The sequence below is a fragment of the Niveispirillum sp. FG148 genome, assembly GCF_057809655.1.
Map to the genome: position 1 here is coordinate 57,571 of NZ_JBMDKJ010000029.1, position 22,163 is coordinate 79,733.

General features: G+C 65.0%; 19 protein-coding genes. 6 read left to right on the plus strand and 13 right to left on the minus strand.

All coding sequences use genetic code 11. The annotated features are described in order from the left end of the window. Positions 1-172 precede the first annotated feature (172 nt). From ACODTW_RS22960 to ACODTW_RS22970, 3 genes are all read right to left on the minus strand, one after another. The gene (locus tag ACODTW_RS22960) at positions 173-1,783 is read right to left on the minus strand and encodes a peptide ABC transporter substrate-binding protein (protein WP_488948454.1); all 1,611 of its coding nucleotides are present in this window, start codon (positions 1,781-1,783) and stop codon (positions 173-175) included. Between the two features lie 79 nt (positions 1,784-1,862). Further along, positions 1,863-3,479, minus strand: coding sequence for a peptide ABC transporter substrate-binding protein (locus ACODTW_RS22965; RefSeq protein WP_488948455.1), 1,617 nt, complete (start codon positions 3,477-3,479; stop codon positions 1,863-1,865). 86 nt (positions 3,480-3,565) lie between these two features. After that, complete coding sequence (locus ACODTW_RS22970; protein ID WP_488948456.1) at positions 3,566-5,173, minus strand: peptide ABC transporter substrate-binding protein; 1,608 nt, start codon at positions 5,171-5,173, stop codon at positions 3,566-3,568. A gap of 388 nt (positions 5,174-5,561) precedes the next feature. Between ACODTW_RS22970 and scpC the strand changes: the two genes are divergently transcribed. The 4 genes from scpC (at position 5,562) to ACODTW_RS22990 (ending at position 9,006) form a co-directional block, all read left to right on the plus strand. Beyond that, positions 5,562-7,052: a succinyl-CoA:acetate CoA-transferase ScpC gene (gene scpC / locus ACODTW_RS22975; RefSeq protein WP_488948457.1), complete on the plus strand. Its 1,491-nt coding sequence runs from the start codon at positions 5,562-5,564 to the stop codon at positions 7,050-7,052. Between the two features lie 315 nt (positions 7,053-7,367). After that, a complete protein-coding gene (locus tag ACODTW_RS22980) occupies positions 7,368-7,874 on the plus strand; it encodes a helix-turn-helix domain-containing protein (RefSeq protein WP_488948458.1) in 507 nt (168 codons plus the stop codon). A 278-nt stretch (positions 7,875-8,152) separates the two neighbouring features. Continuing rightward, positions 8,153-8,497 (plus strand): hypothetical protein, encoded by a 345-nt coding sequence (locus ACODTW_RS22985; RefSeq protein WP_488948459.1) that lies wholly within the window; start codon positions 8,153-8,155, stop codon positions 8,495-8,497. A 119-nt stretch (positions 8,498-8,616) separates the two neighbouring features. Further along, positions 8,617-9,006, plus strand: a complete 390-nt coding sequence (locus tag ACODTW_RS22990) for a VHL beta domain-containing protein (protein WP_488948460.1) — start codon at positions 8,617-8,619, stop codon at positions 9,004-9,006. Between the two features lie 53 nt (positions 9,007-9,059). On the opposite strand, the gene smc is transcribed toward ACODTW_RS22990, so the two are convergent. The 7 genes from smc to ACODTW_RS23025 form a co-directional block, all read right to left on the minus strand. Beyond that, a complete protein-coding gene (smc, locus tag ACODTW_RS22995; RefSeq protein WP_488948461.1) occupies positions 9,060-12,581 on the minus strand; it encodes a chromosome segregation protein SMC in 3,522 nt (1,173 codons plus the stop codon). A gap of 101 nt (positions 12,582-12,682) precedes the next feature. Further along, complete coding sequence (locus ACODTW_RS23000) at positions 12,683-13,306, minus strand: DsbA family protein (RefSeq protein WP_488948462.1); 624 nt, start codon at positions 13,304-13,306, stop codon at positions 12,683-12,685. 4 nt (positions 13,307-13,310) lie between these two features. Continuing rightward, complete coding sequence (locus tag ACODTW_RS23005) at positions 13,311-13,952, minus strand: DsbA family protein (protein ID WP_488948463.1); 642 nt, start codon at positions 13,950-13,952, stop codon at positions 13,311-13,313. A gap of 109 nt (positions 13,953-14,061) precedes the next feature. Further along, positions 14,062-14,385, minus strand: a complete 324-nt coding sequence (locus ACODTW_RS23010; RefSeq protein ID WP_488948464.1) for a helix-turn-helix domain-containing protein — start codon at positions 14,383-14,385, stop codon at positions 14,062-14,064. A gap of 147 nt (positions 14,386-14,532) precedes the next feature. Then, positions 14,533-14,841, minus strand: coding sequence for a type II toxin-antitoxin system RelE/ParE family toxin (locus ACODTW_RS23015; protein ID WP_488948465.1), 309 nt, complete (start codon positions 14,839-14,841; stop codon positions 14,533-14,535). Between the two features lie 43 nt (positions 14,842-14,884). Further along, positions 14,885-15,235 carry a winged helix-turn-helix domain-containing protein gene (locus tag ACODTW_RS23020; RefSeq protein ID WP_488948466.1) on the minus strand — a complete coding sequence of 117 codons (351 nt, stop codon included), beginning with the start codon at positions 15,233-15,235 and terminating at the stop codon, positions 14,885-14,887. A gap of 85 nt (positions 15,236-15,320) precedes the next feature. After that, entirely contained in the window at positions 15,321-16,061 is a 741-nt protein-coding gene (locus tag ACODTW_RS23025) for a TerC family protein (RefSeq protein WP_488948467.1), read from the minus strand. A 153-nt stretch (positions 16,062-16,214) separates the two neighbouring features. On the opposite strand from ACODTW_RS23025, the gene ACODTW_RS23030 reads away from it, so the two are divergent. Together ACODTW_RS23030 and ACODTW_RS23035 are read left to right on the plus strand one after the other, a co-directional pair. Further along, positions 16,215-17,792 carry a peptide ABC transporter substrate-binding protein gene (locus tag ACODTW_RS23030; protein ID WP_488948468.1) on the plus strand — a complete coding sequence of 526 codons (1,578 nt, stop codon included), beginning with the start codon at positions 16,215-16,217 and terminating at the stop codon, positions 17,790-17,792. Between the two features lie 62 nt (positions 17,793-17,854). Further along, positions 17,855-19,462, plus strand: coding sequence for a peptide ABC transporter substrate-binding protein (locus ACODTW_RS23035; protein WP_488948469.1), 1,608 nt, complete (start codon positions 17,855-17,857; stop codon positions 19,460-19,462). 7 nt (positions 19,463-19,469) lie between these two features. On the opposite strand, the gene ACODTW_RS23040 is transcribed toward ACODTW_RS23035, so the two are convergent. The 3 genes from ACODTW_RS23040 to ACODTW_RS23050 all read right to left on the minus strand — a co-directional run. Continuing rightward, complete coding sequence (locus tag ACODTW_RS23040; protein ID WP_488948470.1) at positions 19,470-20,627, minus strand: aminotransferase; 1,158 nt, start codon at positions 20,625-20,627, stop codon at positions 19,470-19,472. 62 nt (positions 20,628-20,689) lie between these two features. Next, positions 20,690-21,532, minus strand: coding sequence for a substrate-binding periplasmic protein (locus tag ACODTW_RS23045; protein WP_488948471.1), 843 nt, complete (start codon positions 21,530-21,532; stop codon positions 20,690-20,692). Positions 21,533-21,672: 140 nt separating this feature from the next. Further along, positions 21,673-22,163, minus strand: a 491-nt coding sequence (locus tag ACODTW_RS23050; RefSeq protein WP_488948472.1) for a tetratricopeptide repeat protein, incomplete at its 5' end; no start/stop codon positions are given.

The following is a 22,163-nucleotide window of genomic DNA, read 5'->3' on the forward strand; positions in this document are numbered from 1 at the left end:
ATTTGCATGGATCAGAACCTCCGGCCCTGATCCATGCAGCCCTCACGCGCCGGGCGCCGCCATCCGGCGGCTTGGCTCACGCGCGCATGGGCGCGCGGGCGCTCAACGCGCCAACCAGGTTGCGATGAGTTCCACTCACCGCAACCTGGTATTAGTCAGCGCCGCGCGCCGGTCAGGGCGCCAGGTCCAGGAAGCGCGTCGGATGATAGTCCTGCACATTGTCGGTCCAGCCGATCAGCTTGGGGTTGACCATGTGCTTGGAACTGTAGAAATGGATGGGGAACAGGGCCTGTGCATCCAGCATCAGCCGCTCGGCCTGCTGCATCAGTTCGGCCCGGCGGGCGGGGTCGGGGGTGACATTGGCTTCCGCGATCAGCCGGTCATATTGCGGATCATCGAAGCCAGACGGGTTCTGCTTGCCGATGTCACCCCGCAGCAGCTCCAGGAAATTGTTGGCATCGCTGTAATCGCCGACCCAGCCATGGCGTACCACGTCCTTGAAGACTTTCTGGTCGCGGGTGGAGAGGAAGACCTTCCATTCCTGATTGTTCAACGTGACCTTGACGCCCAGCTTCTGCTGCCACATGGAGGCCACGGCGATGGCGACTTTCTTGTGGTTCTCCGACGTGTTGTAGAGGATTTCGACTTCCAGCGGCTTGCCGCCGGGACCATAGCCGGCCTTGACGATCAGTTCCCTGGCCTTGGCATCGCGTTCCGCCTGGGTCCATCTGGCGTAATCGGGCGCCTGGGCCGTGTAATTCTTCGTATCGGGTGGCACGAAGCTGTAGGCCGGGGATTCGCCCCGCTGGTTGATCTTGTCGACGATGATGTCGCGATCGATGGCCAGGTTCAGGGCCAGCCGCAGATCCTTGCTGGACTTCCACGGTTCGCGCGTCAGGTTGGGGGCGTAGTAATAGGTGCCGTAATAGGGAGCCAGCCGCAGCTGGTTGGCCATGTTCTGCCGCAGCCACTGCATCTGCGACACCGGCACCTCATAGGTCACCTGCAGCTCGCCGGCACGGAAGCGCTTCAGCTCCGCTTCCTGGTTCTCTGTCGGGTAGAAATAGACGGTGTCGATGCGGGTGTTCGCATCGTCATAGTGAAAGCTGTTCCTGACCAGCTTGATATGGCTCTGCGGCACCGCCTCCACCAGCTTGTAGGCGCCGTTGGAAACCAGGTTGCCGGGCTTCAGGAAATCCGGGCCAAATTTCTCGACATTGGCTTTCGACAGCGGATAGGTCGCGTGGTGGTGCAGCGTGGACAGGAAATAGGGGGTCGGCGTCGCCAGCGTCACTTCAAACGTGTAATCGTCCACGGCGCGCACGCCCAGATCCGTCGGCGGCTTGCGGCCGAAGGTGATGTCCTGGGCATTCTTCACGGGCCAGATGTAATAGGCGTAGTCGGCCGCCGTCTTGGGGTCGACCAGACGGCGCCAGGAATAGACCCAGTCCTGCGCCGTGACGGGCGTGCCGTCCGACCATTTGGCGCTGCGGCGCAGATGGAAGGTGTAGGTGCGGCCATCGGCGCTGACATCCCAGCGCTCCGCGCCGCCGGGGATGAAGTTGCCGCGGCCATCGGGCACCAGCAGCCCTTCGAACAGGTCGAATTCCAGCCAGCTTTCCGGCGTACCGGTCGATTTCTGCGGATCGATCGTCTCCGGCTCGGAGCCGTTGCCCCGATGCAGCACCTTTTCCGCCTGCGCCGATGTCGCACCGGTCAGGGTTGCCGCGACCAGGATCGTGGCCGCCACCATACCGCGCACGGCATTCCACAACTGCGCCATCCCCTTGTCCTTCACATTCTCGTTGTCGCGTATGGATCGCTGCGGGTCGTTGGCCCGCCCGCGCTGCCGATGGGGCCGCTCAGCGTCCCGTGACTTCCAGATACCGGGTGGGCTGCACGCCCATCGGACTTTCGAACCAACCCTTGACCCGCGGATGGACCAGGTTGCGATAGGCCGTGTGGTACAGGGGGATGATGGGGGCGTCGGTCAGCATCGTGGCTTCCGCATCTGCCAGCATCGCCAGGCGCTTGGCGGGGTCGGTGGACAGGTTGGCGGCGGCCAGTCCCTCATCATAGGCTTTGCTGGCATAGCCGGCGCGGTTCATCTTGCCGACATCCGACAGGAACAGCTTCAGGAACGTGTAGGGATCGGCATAGTCCGCGATCCAGCCCAGCACCACGGTCCCGCTGTAGGATTTCTCGCCCGCGTTCTGCAGGACGATCTTCCATTCCTGATTGTTCAGATTGACCTTGGCGCCCAGCTTGGACTGCCACATCGACGCAACGCCGACGGCAATCTTGCGGGTGCTTTCATTGGTGTTGTGCAGGATCTCGACGTCCAGCGGCTTGCCGCCGGGCCCATACCCCGCTTCCGCCACCAGCTTCTTGGCCATGGCGTCGCGTTCGGCCTGGGTGGATTTGGCCATGTTGGCATCGGGCAGGCTATATCCGGGCACGCCCGGCGCCGTCAGCGTGAAGGCCGGCACCTCGCCCGATTTGGTGATCTTCTCCACGATGATCTGCCGGTCGATGGCCAGCGACAGGGCCTGACGCAGCTTCGGGCTGGATTTCAGCGGCTCGCGGGTCATGTTGACGGCCAGATACTGCGTGCCCAGCACCGGATAGAATTTCATCGTCTCCGGCATGTTCTGGCGCAGCCAGTCGATCTGGGTGACGGGCGCCATCTGCACGATGTCCAGCTCGCCCGCGCGAAAGCGGCGCAACTCCGTCTCCGGGCTGTCGGTATGGTGGAAGACGACCGTATCCACCTTCACCGTCGCCGCCTCGCGGAAGAACGGGTTCTTCACCGCCTTCACATAGGATTGCGGCACATACTCCGTCAGCTTGTAGGCGCCGTTGGAGACCATGTTGCCCGGCTTCACGAAATCGGGGCCGAACTTCTCCACATTCGCCTTGGACAGCGGATAGGTCATGCGGTGCAGCAGCGAACCCAGGAAGTAACCCGTGGGCCGTTCCAGCGTGACCTTCAGCGTGCGTGGATTGACGGCGACGGCGCCCAGCGTGTCGGGGGCGGCCTTGCCATTGCTGATCGCCTCCCCGTTCTTCACGGGCCACAGGAAATAGGCATAGTCGGAAGCCGTCTTCGGATCGACCAGCCGGCGCCAGGCGAAGACGAAATCATCGGCCGTCACCGGTGTGCCGTCCGACCATTTGCCGTCGGCGCGCAGGGTGAAGGTGTAGGTCAGGCCGTCGGCACTGATCTCCCACTTTTCCGCGGCGCCCGGTATGGCCTTGCCGTCCGGGCCGAAGGTCAGCAACCCTTCGAACAGGTCGTAGCCGATGCGGGCCGACTGCATGTCGGTGCCCTTCTGCGGATCCATTGAGGTCGGTTCGGCCTGGTTGCCACGGTTCAGCACCATTTCGGCGCGGGCGGGCAGGGCCGTGCCGGCCAGGGCCAGCGACAGGGTGGCGAAAGCCGCAAGGGCGGCCGGGGCGAGGCGACGCGCGATGCGCATAGGCGGGGGGCTCCGACAGGGTGGATGCCGACTATGTGCGGTCAATGGGCGCGCAAGTCCAGCCCCTCCCGGCAATTGGCCCTCTGTCAGGGCCGCTTTTCGGCCAGCTGTGCGGTCATCGACAGGAATCGCGTGGGGTTGGCCTCCACATTGTTGACCACCCAGCCCTGGACGCGCGGGCTGACCAGCCGGTAGCGGCGGCCGATATGCAGCGGGATTGCCACGGCATCGTCCGTGATCATCTGGTCGGCACGGGCCAGCAGGGCCAGCCGGCGCATCGGGTCATTCTCGCGATTGGCCGCAGCCATCAGCGCGTCGTAGGCGCGGTTGGCATAGCCCGCGGGATTGCCGGTCCCCATTTCCGACCGCAGCAGTTCCAGAAAGGCATTGGGATCGTCATAGGCGCCGACCGTGCCGCCGCGGATCAGGCCCGGATAGGATTTGCCCTGACGCGCAGCCAGATAATCCTTCCAGGGCAGTTCCGTGAGGCGGGAAGCCACGCCCAGGCTGGTCTTCCACATCTCCGCCATGGCGCGGGCCAGACGGGCATTGCTTTCGGCGGCGCTGTACATCATGTCCACCGTCAATCCCCGCCCGCCGGGATATCCGGCCTGCGTCAACAGGTGCTGCGCGGCGGCGATGCGCCGTTTCAGCGGCCAGTCGGCCCAGTGGGGGCGTGCGGGTACATAGGGACCGTGGACGCTGGCTGGCACGAAGCTGACGGATGGTGCCGACAGGCCGTTCAAGGCCCCGTCAATCAGGGCCTGTCGGTCCAGAACCATGGACAGGGCCTGACGCAGCGGCTGGCTGGACCGCCATGGTTCCCGCGTCATGTTGAAATAGTAGCCATAGGCGCCCAGCAGCGGCGTCTCCCGCACGGCTGCGGCGGCCTCCGTCCGGGCCCAGGCCAGGCCCCCCGGCGCCAGATTGAACGTCACGTCAAGTTCACCGGCGCGGTAGCGCTGCAGCTCCGCTTCCTCGTTGCCGGAAACGTGGAAATAGACGCTGTCGATGCGGGTATGCGCATCCTCCCGGTAAAAGGGATTCCGGACCAGCTTCACATGCCGGCCCGGCACCCATTCCGCCAGCTTGTAGGCACCGGAAGAGACCAGATTGCCGGGCTTGAAGAAATCCTTGCCCAGTGCCGTCAGGGGCGCTTCCGGCAGGATGCCCAGCATGGGATAGCCCAGCAGGGCGGGGAAGAACGGGTAGGGCTGTTCCAGGGTGAAGCGGACAGTCAGGTCGTCCACCGCCTCCACCCCCAGAAGGCGGGGATCGGTCACCCGGCCGCCCGTGATGGAGCGGCCATATTTCAGCATCCAGACCAGGTTGGACTGGCGCCCGTCCTGGGCCGGGTCGGCCAGACGGCGGAAGGTGTAGACAACGTCACGGGCCGTGATCGGCGACCCGTCGGACCAGCGCAGCCCCTGCCGCAGATAGAAGGTCATGGTCAGCCCGTCATGTCCGACATCCCAATGGTCGGCCAGACCAGGACGCGGCAGGCCATCCTGACCCCGTGTCAGCAGCCCTTCATAGAGATCGTAGAAGATCATGGCCGCCGGCAGACCTGTCGCCTTGTGCGGATCCAGACTTTCCGGTTCCAGCAGATTGCCGCGATGCAGGACGGTCTCTGCCAGCCCCGACGGAGCGGCGAACAGGAGCAGCAGGGCAAGGGCGATCAGGTGCCGCAGCATCTCGACGTCCGGGTCGACGGGGAAGGCGGGGGATTGTGGGGCTGCCGGAACCCGGGCGCAATGATTCATGGCAATCCTGGTGGAAACCCCGTGCGTGGAAATGTCGGGACGTTTATGCGACAGGTTCAGGCGTCGCTGTGGCCGCCTGCCGGCCTGTCTATTTAAGCTATTGAGAATAAAAAAACTTCCGTGAAGCGACCGATGCGGATGGAACAAGTGCGGGAAGGATGAATTCGCTTGAACCCTATCGGCATGATGCGCGACCTTTTTCGGGGTTGGGGAAATGTCGGCGCGTCCGCATATTCCAGTCCAAATGCGGCGACAGACCGCAGCATCGTCCAATGGGAGGGAATGGAGGCGCTGAGAAGCGATAAAAGGTAGAGGAAACATGTATCAAGACCGGATTCGCCGCCCGTCCCTTCTGAACCGGATTGTCACGCCGGAAGAAGCGGCCTTGCTGATCCAGGATGGCATGACCATCGGGATGAGCGGCTTTACCCGCGCCGGCGATGCCAAGGCGCTGCCCGTCGCCCTGGCCGAACGCGCCGCCACCCATCCGTTGCGCATCACGCTGATGACCGGCGCGTCGCTGGGCAATAATATCGACAAGATCCTGACGGAGGCCGGCGTGCTGGCCCGCCGTCTGCCGTTCCAGTCCGACCCGACCTTGCGCGCCGCCATCAACCGCGGCGAGGTGATGTTCATCGACCAGCATCTGTCGGAAACGGTGGAACTGCTGCGGTCCAACCAGATGGGCCCGATCGACATCGCCATCGTCGAGGCGACGGCGATTACCGAGGATGGCGGCATCGTCCCCACCACATCGGTGGGCAACACGGCCAGCTTCGCCATCCTGGCCAAGAAGGTGATCGTGGAGATCAACCTGTCGCAGCCGCTGGCGCTGGAAGGGCTGCATGACATCTATATCCCGACCAAGCGGCCCACGCGCCACGCCATCCCGGTGGAAGCCTGCGACAGCCGCGTCGGCACCCCCTATATCCCCATCGACCCGGACAAGATTGCGGCCATCGTCGTCACGCAGAAGCATGACAGTGCGGCCAATGTCGAACCACCCGACGGGGAGACCGTCGCCATCGCCGGCCACCTGATCGACTTCCTGAAGACGGAAGTGGCCAAGGGCCGGTTGGACATGACCTTGAACCCTTTGCAGGCCGGCATCGGATCCATCGCCAATGCCGTACTGCACGGGCTGATCGACAGCCCGTTCCACGATCTGCGCATGTATAGCGAGGTGTTGCAGGACAGCACCTTTGACCTGTTCGATGCCGGCAAGCTGAATTTCGCCTCCGGTTCCTCCGTCACCCTGTCGGATGCCTGCGGGGCGCGCGTCTTCCCGCGCTTTGACCAGTACAAGGACAAGCTGGTCCTGCGCCCGCAGGAGATCAGCAACCATCCCGAAGTCATCCGCCGCCTGGGTGTCATCGGCATCAACACGGCCCTGGAATTCGACATCTATGGCAATGTCAATTCCACCCATGTGAACGGCACCCATATGATGAACGGCATTGGCGGGTCGGGCGATTTCGCCCGCAATGCCTATCTGTCGGTGTTCGTGACCAAGTCCATCGCCAAGGGCGGGGCCATTTCATCGGTCGTGCCCATGGTCAGCCATGTCGACCATAACGAGCATGATGTGGATATCCTGGTCACCGAACAGGGGCTGGCCGATCTGCGTGGTCTGGCCCCGCGGGAGCGGGCGGAACTGGTCATCGCCAATTGCGTCCACCCCGCCTATCGCGACCAACTGGCCGATTATTACGCCCGGGCCAAGGCGCGTGGCGGCCACACCCCGCATGTGCTGGAGGAAGCCTTTGCCTGGCATATCCGCCGGGAAAAGACGGGCAGCATGAAGGCCTGAGCGGCTGTGACAGGCCACGGGGGCGGGTACCGGCTGCTATCGGTAACAGCGGCGGGTTCCCGCCCTTTTTTGCGGGCGAGTGACGGGGCGCACAGCGCGGAGTTCCGGGCTGGTGCAGGATAATGATCGTGCCGGTCGGGGCTTTCGCCCCGGTTCCGCCGGCCATTCCATGTCCATCCGCCGCGCCTTGCCGCTACGCCACCTCGTCCCCGTATGGTCGTGAACCTGGGCACGGATGGCTTGGCGTCGCTGTGCGGTGAACCATCTTGCTGGATCACGGTGCCCGGTGGGGGCCGTTCCGACAGGGGAAGCGCCATGCCCGTCGTGCCGTCCGATTTCCTGCTGCCGCAGTTCACCGCCTGCATCGCGGCCGAAACAGAGCCGGTGGAATCCATATTGTCCCGTCGGCAGGAAGCGGGCACGGATGCGCTGCCGGTACCGGCTTTGTCCCCGGTACAGTTGCGCCGCGTCGTGCTGTACATCGAGCAGCACCTTGACGAAGACCTGCCTTTGACGGTGCTGGCCGCCGTCGCCGACCTGTCGCCCAGCCATTTCGCCCGCCGTTTCAAGGCGGCGACGGGCCAGGCGCCCCACCGCTATGTCCTGGCCCGCCGTGTCAACGGGGCCAAGCGCCTGCTGCTGGAAACCGACCTGCCGCTGGCCGAGGTGGCGGCCGAAACCGGTTTTTCCTCCCAGGCCCACCTGACCGGCATTTTCGGCCGCGCCGTGGGCATGACGCCCGGCGCCTATCGCATCTGCCGCAATGAATGCCTTGATGAGTTGCGCGCGGGTGGGGCCAAGGGGGAGAGCGTGGCGGCGTAAGGGTAGGGCTGCTATTCCACCGGCATCCGGGGGGGCTGGCAGGCCCGTTTATATCACTGGTCAAAATTCCTGACCGTGGTACTGCGGCGACTGCAGCCGCCCTCCATCATCTCTCCTGGCGTGGAGCCATGACGGCTTAATCCGAATGCGCTTTGTGCCGGCGCTTACTCTTCCGGGCTAATACTTGTCACAACCATAGGATCGGCTGGCGATTGATTTTCCAACAAACGCATGTTAATTAAACCAAATATTTACCAATATGCGGGGAAGCAGCCGTGATGTCGAAGGTGTCGATTTCATCCTTCCTGGTTCTGGCTTTTCTTGCAATGCCCGCGGCTGCCCAGGATGGCTCGGTGGCCTCGCAATGCACGTCGGTGACAAACAGCGCCGGTATCAATTTCCTGGCCTGTAAGCCCGATGACGGCGCCGCGGCTGATATCGGTCCGGCGGAGGGGGTCGACGCCGACGGAATGCAGGTCGGGCCGATGTGTGCCGCCAAATCTGGGGCTGGCCCCTATACCCTCATTTGCCCGGCCAATGCCGGCGAAGGGAGCGGCTGCGCCTGCCAGGACCCCAACACGGGGCAGAGCTTCAGCGGCCGGGTGACGAAGGTGGGTCAATAACGCCGTTCGGCATCCCCCGGCTTCTGTCCCACCCGTTGAATAGGCAAGCCGGATGTCTGTCGACGGGGATGGGTTCTTCCATTTAAATCAACAACCAAACAAACACCGAGGAGTTTCACATGCGTAAGTTTGCCATGGCCTGCGCTGCTGTCCTCTCCATGTTTGCGGCTTCCCAGGCCGTTGCGCAGCAATGCGACAATCAGCAGGCGCCGTCTCCCTCCAACGGTGCCAAGACCGGATTGACCCTGCAGAACACGACCAGCAGCCAGATCAATGTTCTGTGGGCCGATTATGACGGCGTCCTGACGCATTACACGACGCTGCAGCCCAAGCAGACTGCGAGCTACACCACCTATGTCGGGCATATCTGGTTCCTGGAAGGATTCACGCCCGAGGGCGCAGTTTGCCTGGGCCCGATCCGTGCGTCCTCCACCAATCCCTGCAAGCTGACCCTCGCCCTGGATAATCAGGGGTTCGGCTATACCCAGCAGAATTGCCGCGTGGAGTAACAGGCGGTCGCGGCCGGCCTGTCGCCGCGGGGATGGGGGTGGTGGGGCAGGTCTTACGCCTCCACCATCTCCGCTGCCCGCGCCAGATCGACGGAGACGAGTTGGCTGACGCCGCGTTCCATCATGGTCACGCCGAACAGGCGGTGCATGCGGGCCATGGTCAGGCGGTGGTGGGTGACGATCAGGAAGCGGGTGGCGCCGCTGGCGGCCATCTCCTCCACCATGTCGCAGAAACGCCCCACATTGGCCTCGTCCAGGGGGGCGTCCACCTCGTCCAGCACGCAGATGGGGGCGGGGTTGCACAGGAAAACGGCGAACAGCAGCGACAGGGCCGTCAGCGCCTGTTCCCCGCCCGACAGCAGCGACAGGACCTGCAATTTCTTGCCGGGCGGGCTGGCATAGATCTCCAGCCCCGCTTCCAGCGGATCGTCGCTTTCCGTCAGTTTCAGATGCGCCGCCCCGCCGCCGAACAGCTTGGTGAACAGGCGCTGGAAATGCCCGTCGACCAGATCGAAGCTGGCCAGCAGCTTTTCCCGCGCCTCCCGGTTGATGGCGCCGATGCCCTGGCGCAGGCGGGCGATGGCGGCGGTCAGGTCGTCACGCTCGGCCGTCAGCTTGGCCGTCTCCGCCTCCATCTCCGCCAGTTCAACCTCTGCCCGCAGATTGACGGGGCCGATGCGCTCCCGGTCCTCCATCAGGCGGGAAAGGCGTTGTTCCAACTGCGACGGCGGGGGCATCTCCTCCTCCGGGTCGACGCCGGCCGTGGCCAGCACCTCCCCTGGTTCGCAATCCAGCTTTTCCCGCACCCGTTCCACCAGCCCGGCCAGCGCCGACAGGGATTGGGCCACGGCGGCCTCGGCATGGGCGCGGGCTTCGCGCGCGTCGGCCAATGCTGCCTCTGTCCGGCGCACCATCTGGTCGGTCTGGGACAGGGCGGTTTCGGCGGCGGCCAGGGCGTCGCCCGTCTGCCGGCGGCGGCGCTCGGCCGTGGTGATCTGGCCGCGCAGGGCCTCGCGCTCCGCCTCGATCTCGATGGGGCGTTCGGCCAGGGCTTCCAGTTCGGCGCGGCCTTCCTCGGCCCGCTCGGTCAGTTCCGACAGGCGGCTGGCCGCCCCTTCCACCCGCGCCTTCCAGGAGGCTTCCTCGGCGATCAGGGTGGACAGGCGGCGGCGGCGCTGTTCGGCGTCGCGCTTCACCCGGTCCACGGCGCCTTGCGCCGTTGACAGGTGCCCGCGCTGTTCGGCCAGCAGGCCGCGCGCATCGGCCACCGCCATGCGGGCCAGCGTCGGGTCGGGCAGAGCGTCCAATGCCGCCTGGGCGTCGGTCACGGCCTGGGCGGCGTCGGCCTGATCCTGGCGCAGCGCGTCCAGCGCCTGGGCCAGGGCATCGCGGCGGGAGCGGGCGGCCGCCGCCTCGCTGGTCAGGCGGGCCTGGGCGCTGCGGGCCTGTTCCAGGCCGGCGAAGGTGCGGCGCACCTCCTCCCGCGCGCTGCGGTCGCGGGCCGACGCCTCCTCCTGCGCGCGGCGGGCGGCCTGGATGGCGGCCTCGCCCTGTGCCGCCACGGCCGCATGGGCGCTGCGGGCGGCGGACAGGGCGGCGTCGGCCTGTTCCAGATCGGCCTCAATCTCCGCCAGCCGGTTGCGCTGGGTCAGGCGGATGGCGGCGGCCGTGGGCGCGCCCGGCGTGACGGTCAGCCCGTCCCAGCGCCAGGCCCCGCCATCGCGGCTGACCAGCACCTGCCCCGGCGACAGATCGGGCGACAGGCGCCGGGCCATGGCCGCATCCGCCACCAGCCCGATATGGGACAGGCTGCGCGCCAGTTCGGCCGGCGCCTTTACCTGGGCCGACAAGGGCTCCGCCCCCGCCGGCAGGGGGCGGGCCGGCAACGGCGGCAGGGTACGCCAATGGCGGGCCGCCGCCTCGTCCAGCGGCGCCGTCAGATCATCGCCCAGGGCGGCGGCCAGCGCCTGTTCATACCCCGCGGCGACCGTCACCGCATCGATCAGGGGCGGGAAGAGGTCCTCTTCCTCCAGGTTCAGCAGGGCGCGCAGCCCGTCGCGTTCGGCCCGCAATTGCGTGTCGCGCGCCTCGGCCCGGGACAGGGCGGCGCGGCTGTCGGAAAGCGCCGCCTGCCCATCGCTGCGGGCCTGTTCCAGGGCGGTGTCGGCCGCGTGCTTGGCTTCCTCCGCCGTCTCTGCCGTCTCCCGCGCCAGTTCCAGCCGGCCTTCGGCCTGGGACGTTGCTTCGGCGGCGGCTTCCAGGGCGGCATCGTCGCCGATCTTCGCGTCCAGGGCCGCCAGTAGTGCGGCCTGTTCGGCCAGCCTTCGTTCCAGCGTGGTCAGGCGGCCCTGGCAATCGCGCAGCCGACCCTGGGCCGTGCTGCGCGCCGCTTCTTCGGCCGCGGAAGCCTCCAGGGCGCGGGACAGGTCGCGTTCGGCCGCCTCCACCCCGTCGCGGGCCGTCAGCAGGGCTTCTTCGGCTGCTTCCAGCTCCATCGCCTCCTCGCCCTGGGCGTCCAGCAATTGGGCGCGTTCCTCGGCCAGGCGGGCGGCGGCGCTGTCGGCATCGGCGGCAAGCGCCCGTTCACGCGCCAGATCGGTCGCCAGTTGCGCCAGCCGGCGCTGCATGGCGCCATGGGCTTCCTTGACCCGCGCCTCCTCCGCGTCCAACTGCTCCCGCGCCACGATCAGGCGCTGCAAGGCGGCGGCGGCCGTCGCATCCTCCTGCCGCAGGGGGGGCAGGGCGCCCGCCGCCTGATCGCGCGCCGTGACGGCGGCGGTGACGGCCAGCATCTGCTCCTGCACGGCATGATCGGCCGCCGCGTGCCCGTCGCGGGCGCGGTCCAGCAGGCGGTTCGCCTCCTGCCAGCGCTGATGCAGCAACTGTGCTTCGGCCCGGCGGATATGGTCCTGCACCTGACGGTAACGCTGGGCCTGACGGGCCTGTTTGCGCAGGCCCTGCAACTGCCCGTCCATGGCGGCCAGCACATCTTCCAGCCGCGTCAGGTTGGTTTCGGCTGCGCGCAGGCGCAATTCCGCCTCGTGCCGGCGGGCATGCAGGCCGCTGATGCCGGCTGCTTCCTCCAGCAATTGCCGCCGGTCGCCGGGCTTGGCATTGATCAGGGCGCCGACGCGGCCCTGGCTGACCATGGACGGGCTGTTGGCGCCCGATGAATGATCGGCGAACAGGATCTGAACGTCGCGGGCGCGGACCAGCTTGCCATTGATGCGGTAATCCGACCCCGATCCGCGTTCCAGCCGGCGCGTGATCTCCAACTCTTCGGCTTCGGTGAAGGGTGGGGGGGCGGTGCGGGCATTGTTGCCCAGCACCATGGTCACTTCACAGATATTGCGCGCCGGCCGCGTGGCCGTGCCGCCGAAGATGACATCGTCCATATCCTCGCCGCGCATGCGCTTGGCCGAGGTTTCGCCCATGGCCCAGCGCAGCGCTTCCAGCAGGTTGGACTTGCCGCAGCCATTGGGGCCGACAACACCCGTCATCCCCGGCTCGATCAGCAGCTCTGTCTGATCGACGAAGGACTTGAAGCCGGAAAGACGAAGCTTGGTGAACTGCAAGGACGTGTCGTTTCAGTGAAGGGGATGACGAGGCGCGCAGGCACCATAAACCCGGCACCCGGTCAAGTCCCGTATCACCGGCGGGCGGGAGCAGGCGCCGCTTACGGCTGGGCCGGCTTGGCGCCCAGCTTGTCCAGGGCTGCGAACAGCTTGGTCTCGCTGGCTTCCTCTACGCGGGCGGCGCCATTATTGATAATGAAGGTCGGTGTGCCCTGCACCTGCCAGACCTGCGCCGCCTCCTGCTGGCGGCTGACCATGAAATCCTCCAGCCTTTTGTCGGCCATGCAGGCCTGCACCTGGCTGGGGGAAATACCGGCCATGGCGGCGATGCGGGTCAGACCATTGACGAAATCGGCGTTCAGCCACTGCGCCTGCGTCTTGAACAGGATGTCGGCCAGCTTCTCATGCTTCTCATCCCCGGTGCAGCGGGCAATCTGGGCGGCGCGCAGGCCGGGACCGTTATTGGGGATGTCCTTCACCACCAGCCGGACCTGACCATTGTCGATGTACCGGGACTTCAGCCTGGGCAGGATATCCTGATGGAAATGCGCGCAGTGCGAACAGGACAGCGAGGCATATTCCAGGATGGTGATGGGCGCGTCCGCCCTTCCATAGGTCACATCGGCGAAGGTCGCCGTCGCCACCGGGGCGGCGGCCGTCTGTGCCGCGGCCGGCAAAGCCAGCGCGGACAGCAAGGCCGCCAGGATCAGACGCCGCCCCGCCATGGGATCAGGATGCCTTGCGCTTGGCGCCGGCCTTGACCACGGCGTCGGTCAGCTGGTCCAGATAGGCGCCGGCGATGACATATTCATCATTGACGATGAAAGTGGGGGTGGAATTGATCTGCTTCTCCTGGCTGGCCACGTACTGGCCCTTCACCAGGAAATCTTCCAGCTGCTTGTTGGCCATGCAGGCATCGAACTGCGCCTGCGACACGCCGGCCAGCTTGCCGATATTGGCCAGGTTGACCAGGAAATTCTGGTTCAGCCAGGTGGCCTGGCTGCCGAAGATGGCCGATTTCAACGCCTGGCTCTTGGCTCCACCGGCGCAGCGCATCAGCATATGCGCGCGCAGGCCCGGCCCGTTCAGCGGATAATCGCGGAAGATCAGCTTCACCTCGCCGGTGTCGATGAACTCCTTCTTGAAGGTCGGGAACATTTCCTTCTCGAAATGCGCGCAGTGCGAACAGGCCAGCGAGGCATATTCCACCACCGTCACCTTGGCCTTGGGGTCACCATAGACAATGTCGGCCGTCGCCGCCTTCAGGTCGATGGCGGGCACATCCTGCGCCAGGGCGGGCAGGGCAGGGGTCAGCGACAGGACAGCGCCGGCGGCCAGGAGATGACGGCGGGAAAAGGCAGAACCGCTCACGGATGCACTCCACGAAGGAAGAGATGATTGACGGCGACTATAGGGGGACGATGATGGCGGCGGCAAGGCGCTCACGCGGGCCCGTCCGCGCGATTTAAGCGGTTTCCACTCAGGCCAGAATTTCCAACCCATGCTTGCGGACCAGCGACAGGAGTTTCAACGCCATGCCGCTTGGCCTCTTGGCACCGCTCTCCCACTTTTCAACCGTGCTTTCGCTGGTGTTCAGGTATCGGGCAAAGACCGGCTGGCTGACATTGTTGGACTGACGGATACGCTTGATTTCGGATGGGTCGATGTGTTCGGGGGCGATAAGGCAGGTCGCATCGAAACGGCGCATCGTTGCCTTGTCGATGGTCCCCGCACGATGCATGCCGGCGACCGCGCTGTGGATCGCCGCCATCGCCTCGCTTTTGAATTCAGGCTTCGTCGCCATGACAAATCTCCACCAGTTCACGGATTGCAATCTCGCGGTCGATCTCCGCCGCCGTCTTATGCCAGCGGCCCTTGATCTTGATTCATCAAGATCAAGGGCTTCGGCGGCATGGGCCGCCGCCGCGCCGGTCGGCGCGGATACCAAAGGTCATTGACCATGCCCTTTGGCATTACGGGCGTAAAGGTCGGCCAGTGCCCGGAAAGCCGCCAGTTCCGCCTCGTCAATATTGGCCTGATCCTGCTTGGCGAACAGATAGGCATAGACCCAATAGCGCCCGCCTTTTGCGACGATGATGCTGCGGTGCCGGTTCTCGTTCAGCCGCTTCTTGAAGACGCCGCCCCCCAGGTCATCCCCCTGACCTCGCATCACCGCGCGGATCGCCTCACACAGGTCTGCGTCACCAATCCGGGCCTTGCGGGCCGCGCGATTGAACCAAGCGGTCTTGAACGTGCGCAATCGCGGCAAAGTCCCTGTCATGGATAAAAGGTAGCACCAGGTGCTATTCCGGGCAAGCCGCCGCCAGCATGCCTTCCAGCCGGGCCAGCACATCCCCGTTGGTGCTACGGCTTTCGGCTTCCATCTGGCGGTAGAGGCTGACCAGTTCGCGGCCCCAGTCGGTCAGGGCGGTACCGCCGCCGCCGCTGCCGCCGGTCTGGCCGGTGACGGCGGGCTGGGTAAAGCTGCGGTTCACCTCGTCCACCAGCAGCCAGGCCCGGCGGTAGGACATGCCCATGGACCGGCCGGCCGCGGCGATGGAACCCGTTTCGGCAATGGCTTCCAGCAGCCTTACCTTGCCGGGGCCCAGCTTGGTGCCATTGGCGAAATCCAGGCGCAGGGTCAGGCGGGTCATGGCACATTCCATCGGCACGACATGAAAAGGGGCGGCCACGGATCCCGTGGCCGCCCCATCACATGGGTGAATTCACTGGCCTGCGTCAATGGCTGGGGGGAAGTCCCGCTTTGGCCCGGCGCCGCTTGGACGCCGCCAGGTTCAGCATCTCCACCCCCACCGAGAAGGCGATGGCGAAGTAGAGATAGGCCTTGGGGATGTGGAATTGCAGCCCATCGGCGATCAGCGCCACGCCGACCAGGATCAGGAAGGCCAGCGCCAGCATCTTAACGGTCGGATGATCCTGCACGAATTTCGACGTCGGGCCGGCCGCGAACAGCATGACGCCGACGGCGATGATCACGGCGGTGACCATGACGGGCAGGTGGTCGGCCATACCGACGGCGGTGATGACGCTGTCCAGCGAGAAGACGATGTCCAGCACCATGATCTGCACGATGACGCCGGCGAAGGTGACGGCCTTGCGGCTGGTCCCTTCCTCCTCATGTGCGCCTTCCATCGTGTGATGGATTTCCTGCGTGCCCTTGTAGAGCAGGAAGATGCCACCACCCAGCAGGATCAGGTCGCGCGCCGAAAAATCCAGGCCGAAGGCGCTGAACAGCGGCTGGGTCAGCGACACGATCCAGGCGATGGAGGCCAGCAGGCCCAGGCGTGTGATCAGCGCCAGCGCCAGACCCATCTGCCGGGCCTTGGCGCGCTGCGCTTCGGGCAGTCGGTTGGCCATGATCGAGATGAAAATGATGTTGTCGATGCCAAGCACGATCTCCAGTGCCGTCAGCGTCGCCAGACTGGCCCAGGCGTGCGGGTCGGACAGCCATTCGAACATGAGATTACCACCTGCCGGTGTTGGGGTTGTTGATTTGGTCAGCAGCATATTGGCAGCTGTGGTCCAAGCGCAAGGCAGCCCCGCGTCAGGCTTGCGAAGGGCACGGATCGGGCATAGCGTGGCCCGTCCTTTCACATCCGGGAAATCACGCCCATGCGCCGTCTTGCCCGCACGCTGCTTATGTCCACCCTGGCCCTGGCGCCCATCCTGTTGTCGCAGGCGGCGATGGCGGAAACGGTGTTCAGGCGCGGCATCGGGTCGGCGCCGGGCACCATTGACCCCGGCAAGGCCGATCTTCAGCCCGAATCCATCGTCATCTATGACCTGTATGAAGGGCTGCTGACGCCCGGTCCCGACGGGGAGCCCGTGGCCGGTGCCGCGGAGAAGTGGGAGATCAGCGCTGATGGCAAGACCTATACCTTCCATCTGCGGCCCAATGGCAAATGGTCGGACGGGTCGAAGGTGACGGCCAGGGATTTTGTCTATGCCTGGCGCCGTCTGGGCAGCCCGGCCCAGGCCAGCCCCTATGCCTATTATGTCTGGCCCATCGTCAATGGGCGGGAAGTGACGGCCGGGACCAAGCCGCTGGACGCGCTGGGCGTGCAGGCCGTGGATGATCTGACCTTGAAGGTGACGCTGGTCGAACCCGCCGCCTATTTCCTGGGTCAGATCTCGCACCAGTCCATGTCGCCCATCAAGGAAGGGGTTCCGGCCGGCCAGGTGGTGGGCAATGGCGCCTATAAGCTGGTCGAATCGATCCCGCAGACCCATTACAAGCTGGTCAAGAACCCGTTCTACCGCGACGCCGCCAATGTGAAGATCGACACGGTCTTCCATTATGTGACGGAGAATGTTGATACGGAGCTGAAGCGGTACCGCGCCGGCGAGCTGGACGTCACCTATACGCTGCCCGTGACGGCGGTGGAATGGGCGCGCAAGGAGGCGGGGGCGGAATATATGCCGACGCCCACATATTCCACCTTCTTCATGGCCCTGAACCTGACGCATGAGCCGTGGAAGTCGAACCCGAAGCTGCGCGCCGCCCTGTCGATCGCCATCGACCGGGAAATCATCGTCACCAAGGTTCTGCAGGGCGATCTGCGCCCCGCCTACAGCTTCACCCCGTCCGGCAAAGTGGCGGGGTATGAACCGCCCCGTCCCGCCTGGGCCGATCTGGCCCCGGCCGAGCGCGACGCCCTGGCCAGGAAGCTGCTGGCCGAAGCCGGCTATGGCCTCGGCGGCAAGCCGTTGCCGCCGGTGGAGGTGCTGCTGACCGGGAATGAGAACAACAAGCGCACCCTGGTCGCCGTCGCCGCCATGTGGAAACAGAAGCTGGGCGTCGAAACGGTGATGAACAATCAGGAATTCCGGGTCGTGTCGTCCACGGGCAATCAGAAGGCCTATAAGGACGCGCTTTACTACGGCTGGATCGGCGACTTCGCCGACCCGATCAATTTCCTGAAACTGCTGCGCAGCGACGTGGCCCAGCAGAATTACCCGGCCTATGTGAACAAGGAATACGACGCCCTGCTGGATCAGGGTAATGCCAGCCTGGACGCAGGCCAGCGCATGGCGCTGCTAGCCAAGGCGGAGGCGCTGTATCAGGCTGATTTCCCGCTGATCCCCATCTTCCACAATACCCGCCGCCGGCTGGTCAGCACCCGGGTGGTCGGCTGGCAGAAGACGCCATTGGACCAGAACCCCTCGCGGTTCCTGGCTATAAAGGAATGAGGTTTCCGGCCGCCCCGCCGTCTTCCTTGCCAATGCCCCTGCCAGCAATCCCCGGACCCAGAATGAAAAAGACCCGCCTGATCCCGCTGCTGGCCGCTCTGGCCCTGGCGCCCCTGTCGGTTGCCGCCCCGGCCCAGGCAGAGATGGTCTATACCCGCGGCACGGGCGCCACGCCCGATACGCTGGACCCGACCAAGTCGGAATTGCAGCCGGCCGCCCGCATCATCTATGACCTGTTCGAAGGGCTGTTCACGCTGGACGCTAAGGGGCAGGGGCGTAAGGGCGTGGCCGAGGCCTATAGTGTCAGCCCCGATGGCAAGGTCTATACCTTCACCCTGCGCGCCGACGCCAAATGGTCGGACGGCACGGCGGTGACGGCGGCGGATTTCGTCTTCTCCTGGCGCCGGCTGGCCGATCCCAGGCATGCCTCCCCCTATGCCTATTTCATCTGGCCGCTGGTCAATGGCCAGGCGGTGACGGCGGGCAAGGCCCCGCTGGACACGCTGGGGGTGGTGGCCGTGGATGCCCGCACCCTGAAAGTGACCTTGGAAAAGCCCACAGGCTATTTCCTGGCCTCGCTTCAGCATGTGGCCATGGCGCCCGTGAACAAGGCGAATGTCGAAAAGTTCGGGGAGAATTTCACCAGCCCCGGCAACCTTGTCTCCAACGGCGCCTACAAGCTGGTGGAATATCTGCCGCAATCGCATGTGAAGGCGGTGAAGAACCCGTTCTATCATGACGCGGCGTCGGTGAAGATTGACACCGTCATCTCCTACATGACCGAAAGCCAGGATACGGAATTCAAGCGCTTCCGGGCCGGCGAACTGCTGGTCACCGACACGCTGCCCAACACCCAGATCAGCTTTGCCAAGGAGAACCTGCCCCAGGCCTTCACGGCCGGGCAGACCTATTCCACCTACTACATGGCCTTCAACCTGAAGAATGAGCCGTGGAAGTCCAATGCCAAGCTGCGCGCCGCCCTGGTCATGGCCATCGACCGGGAGGCGCTGGCCGAGAAGGTGGTGGGCGGGGGTGAGAAGCCGGCCTATACCTTCACCCCGCCCGGCAATGTCGGCGGCTATGAACCGCCGCGCCCGGACTGGGCCGGCTGGACCCAGGCGCAGCGGGACGAGATGGCGAAGAAGCTGTTCGCCGAAGCCGGCTATGGCCCGGGGGCCAAGGAACTGCCCGAGATCGAGGTGCTGCATTACACCAACGACAATGCCCGCAAGGTCGTGGTTGCCGTGGCCGCCATGTGGCGGCAGAAGCTGGGCGTGAAGACACGGTTGAACAATCAGGAATTCCGCGTTGTCGCCAATATCGGCAATCAGAAATCCTATCCGGACATCATGTATTATGCCTGGATCGGTGATTACCCCGACGCCAATTCCTTCCTGCAACTGTTCCGCAGCGATGTGGAACAGCAGAACCTGTCCGGCTACAAGGATCCGGCCTTTGACGGGCTGCTGGATGATGCCAATGTCCTGCTGGACCCGGCCCAGCGTGTGGAGAAGCTGAAGCAGGCGGAAAGCCTGGCACTGGCTGCCAATGTCATCATCCCCCTGCACCATAATACCCGCCGCCGGCTGGTCGATCCGCGCGTGAAGGGCTTTGTGCCCAACCCGCTGGATTTCAACCTGTCGCAATATCTGGAAATCGCGCCGAAGTGAGGGGGGGCTAGCCCCCCCCGGCCGCCAGCCGGCGCACCGCCTCGTCCAGCACCTCGTCCCGCTTGCAGAAGCAGAAGCGGGCGAGGTGGGTGGGGGCGTCCTGTTCGAAAAAGGCGCTGATCGGGATGGCGGCCACACCCACCTGTTCGGTCAGGCGGCGGCAGAAATCCACGTCCGGTTCCGTGATCCCGCTGGCCGACAGATCGACGGTCAGGAAATAGGTGCCGGCACAGGGCAGCACCACCAGCCCCGCCGCCGCCAGCCCGGCCGACAGCCGATCGCGCCGCGCCTGCATATCGGCGGCCAGCCCCGTGAAATAGTCATCCTCCTTCGACAGGCCCAGGGCCACGGCATGCTGCAGGTTGGGCGGCGTGGTGAAGGTCAAGAACTGGTGCGCCTTGATGACGGGGCCCAGCAACGCGGCGGATGCCGTGACATAGCCGACCTTCCACCCGGTCAGGGAGAAGGTCTTGCCCGCTGACCCGATGCGCAAGGTGCGGTCACGCATGCCGGGCAGGGTCATCAGTGGGATATGCCGGCGCCCGTCAAACACCAGATGTTCATAAACCTCGTCGCACAGGGCCAGCGCGTCATGGGCGATGATGCGGGACGCCAGCAATTCCAGCTCCGCCCGGCCCCAGACTTTGCCGGCCGGGTTCTGCGGATTGTTGATCAGGACCAGCTTGGTCTTGTCGGTGAACACGGCGTCCAGGTCGGCGGCCGTAAAGGACCAGTCGGGTGCCTTCAGGCTGACAAAGCGGGGGATGGCCCCGGCGCGGCGGATGATGGGGACATAGCTGTCATAGAGCGGCTGGAACAGCACCACCTCGTCGCCGGGTTCCAGCAGGCCGAACAGGCAGGCGGCCAGCGCCTCCGTCGCGCCGCTGGTGACCAGCGTTTCCGTGGCCCAATCCACCTCCAGCCCATAGAAGCGCCGGTTATGCGCCGCCAGCGCCTGGCGCAGGGCCGGCAGCCCCGGCATGGGCGGATATTGGTTCCAGCCCTGGATCAGATAATCGGCGGCGGCGTCCACCACGTCGGCGGGACCGTTCCCGTCCGGGAAGCCCTGGCCCAGATTGACCGCCTTGTGCTGGTCGGCCAGCCGCGACATCACCTCGAAAACCGTGGTGCCGTAGGAGGAAAGGATCGAATTGCCGGATTTCATAGGACGCCCGTCGCCGCCATTTGTCAGGCGTGCAGCCTAGCCGACGCGATGGGCCCTTGGCATCAATTGTTCAGCGTCATGGCCAGTTCTTCCAGCCCGTAATTGCGCATGATGGCGGCCAGCCGGCCGCTGGCACGCAGGCGGCGGGTGCCGTCGGCCATCATCTGGGTCAGGACGGGCGTGCGGGGGTCATTCTCCGAAAAGCCGACGAACAGGTCGGCATCATCGCCCAGGCCCTGCGTCGTCACATGCTGTTCCAGCCCCATGCGCCTTATCTGCCAGCGCAGGACGTTGTGGTCGTCCAGCAGCATGTCCATGCGTCCGGCGCTCAACATGCGCAACCCCTGCACCAGATGCGAATAGCCGAACCCGCTCAGCACCAGGATACGATCCGGATTGCGGCTGTTCTGGTCAACATACTCCTGCAACACGCCGCCATAATCGTAATCCTTGATCACGCCCAGGCGGAACGGCTCGAAATCCTGCGGCTTGCGGAACTTGAAGGCGAGCGTCCGGTTCAAGGCCACGGCATTGGCGGAATTGCCCTGCGCCAGTTCGGGCAGGCGGATGGCCCCATCCATGGTGGTGGCGGCGCCGGGCAGGGCCGTGGCGCTGCCGTCGCGGGCCATGCGCTTCATCATGGCGAAATTGACGACCCGATACTCCACCTTCAGCCCGGCACCTTCGAATATCTCCCGGATCATGTCGACCATATAGCCTTCACGGCCATCGGCCTCCGGATCGCAGGCATAGGGGCACCAGGGGTCGGAGGCGATGACGATCGGTCGTGCTTTTTCCTCCGGCGTCAAATCACGGGCGCAAGCGATATCGGCCCCAGCCAGGCAGGCCAAGGTCAGGCAGAGAGAGAGAAAGGGACGCCGCAGGCAGGCCAAGGAATACACCATGGGTGCATAGCTTACCTGCGCCCCTCACATAAATCACGCACAGAGTTGGAACAACAGAAACAAAAGCAACAGGAAGGGACCGACAATGGTGTGTCGGTCAGTACCGTCTGTGCTCTACGGCCCGTCGATCAGAAAAACACCTATCCGCGATAAGCCAGCCCCGAAATCGCCTCGGCAAAGCGGATCAGCCGATCGGGCTCCGGATGCGAGGGCAGGGCGGCGCGGACATTGGCGGACAGGTCCCAGCCCGGCGACCGATCCCCCGCCGCCAACCGCCGCTCAATCTCTGTCGCCGCTTCTTCCCGCCGGTCGGGGAAATGGGCGTAGGCGTAGAACCAGAGTTCGAGATGGAGGTCGGGAGGCTGACCGTCGACATGCGCCATCGCCTGGTCCCAAGTCCGGCGTCCCTCATCGGCGCGGTTCAGGGACAACAGGAAGCCGGCATAGTTGCCGAGGTTGCTTGCGTGCTTTGGGTCTGCGCCAATGGCGCGTTTGTAGAGGGCCTCCGCCGCGTCCATGTCCTCCCGGACGTTCTGCATGAAGAGGGCATAGTTGCCGAGGATGCTTGCGCGTTTGGGGTCTGCGTCGATGGCGCGTTTGTAGAGTGCCTCCGCCGCATCCATGTCCGCCC

Coding starts and splice junctions, on each gene's coding strand:
- ACODTW_RS22960 (WP_488948454.1), bottom strand. CDS start 1,783: ATGGCGCAGTTGTGGAATGCCGTGCGCGGTATGGTGGCGGCCACGATC.
- ACODTW_RS22965 (WP_488948455.1), bottom strand. CDS start 3,479: ATGCGCATCGCGCGTCGCCTCGCCCCGGCCGCCCTTGCGGCTTTCGCC.
- ACODTW_RS22970 (WP_488948456.1), bottom strand. CDS start 5,173: ATGCTGCGGCACCTGATCGCCCTTGCCCTGCTGCTCCTGTTCGCCGCT.
- scpC (WP_488948457.1), top strand. CDS start 5,562: ATGTATCAAGACCGGATTCGCCGCCCGTCCCTTCTGAACCGGATTGTC.
- ACODTW_RS22980 (WP_488948458.1), top strand. CDS start 7,368: ATGCCCGTCGTGCCGTCCGATTTCCTGCTGCCGCAGTTCACCGCCTGC.
- ACODTW_RS22985 (WP_488948459.1), top strand. CDS start 8,153: ATGTCGAAGGTGTCGATTTCATCCTTCCTGGTTCTGGCTTTTCTTGCA.
- ACODTW_RS22990 (WP_488948460.1), top strand. CDS start 8,617: ATGCGTAAGTTTGCCATGGCCTGCGCTGCTGTCCTCTCCATGTTTGCG.
- ACODTW_RS23000 (WP_488948462.1), bottom strand. CDS start 13,306: ATGGCGGGGCGGCGTCTGATCCTGGCGGCCTTGCTGTCCGCGCTGGCT.
- ACODTW_RS23010 (WP_488948464.1), bottom strand. CDS start 14,385: ATGGCGACGAAGCCTGAATTCAAAAGCGAGGCGATGGCGGCGATCCAC.
- ACODTW_RS23020 (WP_488948466.1), bottom strand. CDS start 15,235: ATGACCCGCCTGACCCTGCGCCTGGATTTCGCCAATGGCACCAAGCTG.
- ACODTW_RS23025 (WP_488948467.1), bottom strand. CDS start 16,061: ATGTTCGAATGGCTGTCCGACCCGCACGCCTGGGCCAGTCTGGCGACG.
- ACODTW_RS23030 (WP_488948468.1), top strand. CDS start 16,215: ATGCGCCGTCTTGCCCGCACGCTGCTTATGTCCACCCTGGCCCTGGCG.
- ACODTW_RS23035 (WP_488948469.1), top strand. CDS start 17,855: ATGAAAAAGACCCGCCTGATCCCGCTGCTGGCCGCTCTGGCCCTGGCG.
- ACODTW_RS23040 (WP_488948470.1), bottom strand. CDS start 20,627: ATGAAATCCGGCAATTCGATCCTTTCCTCCTACGGCACCACGGTTTTC.
- ACODTW_RS23045 (WP_488948471.1), bottom strand. CDS start 21,532: ATGGTGTATTCCTTGGCCTGCCTGCGGCGTCCCTTTCTCTCTCTCTGC.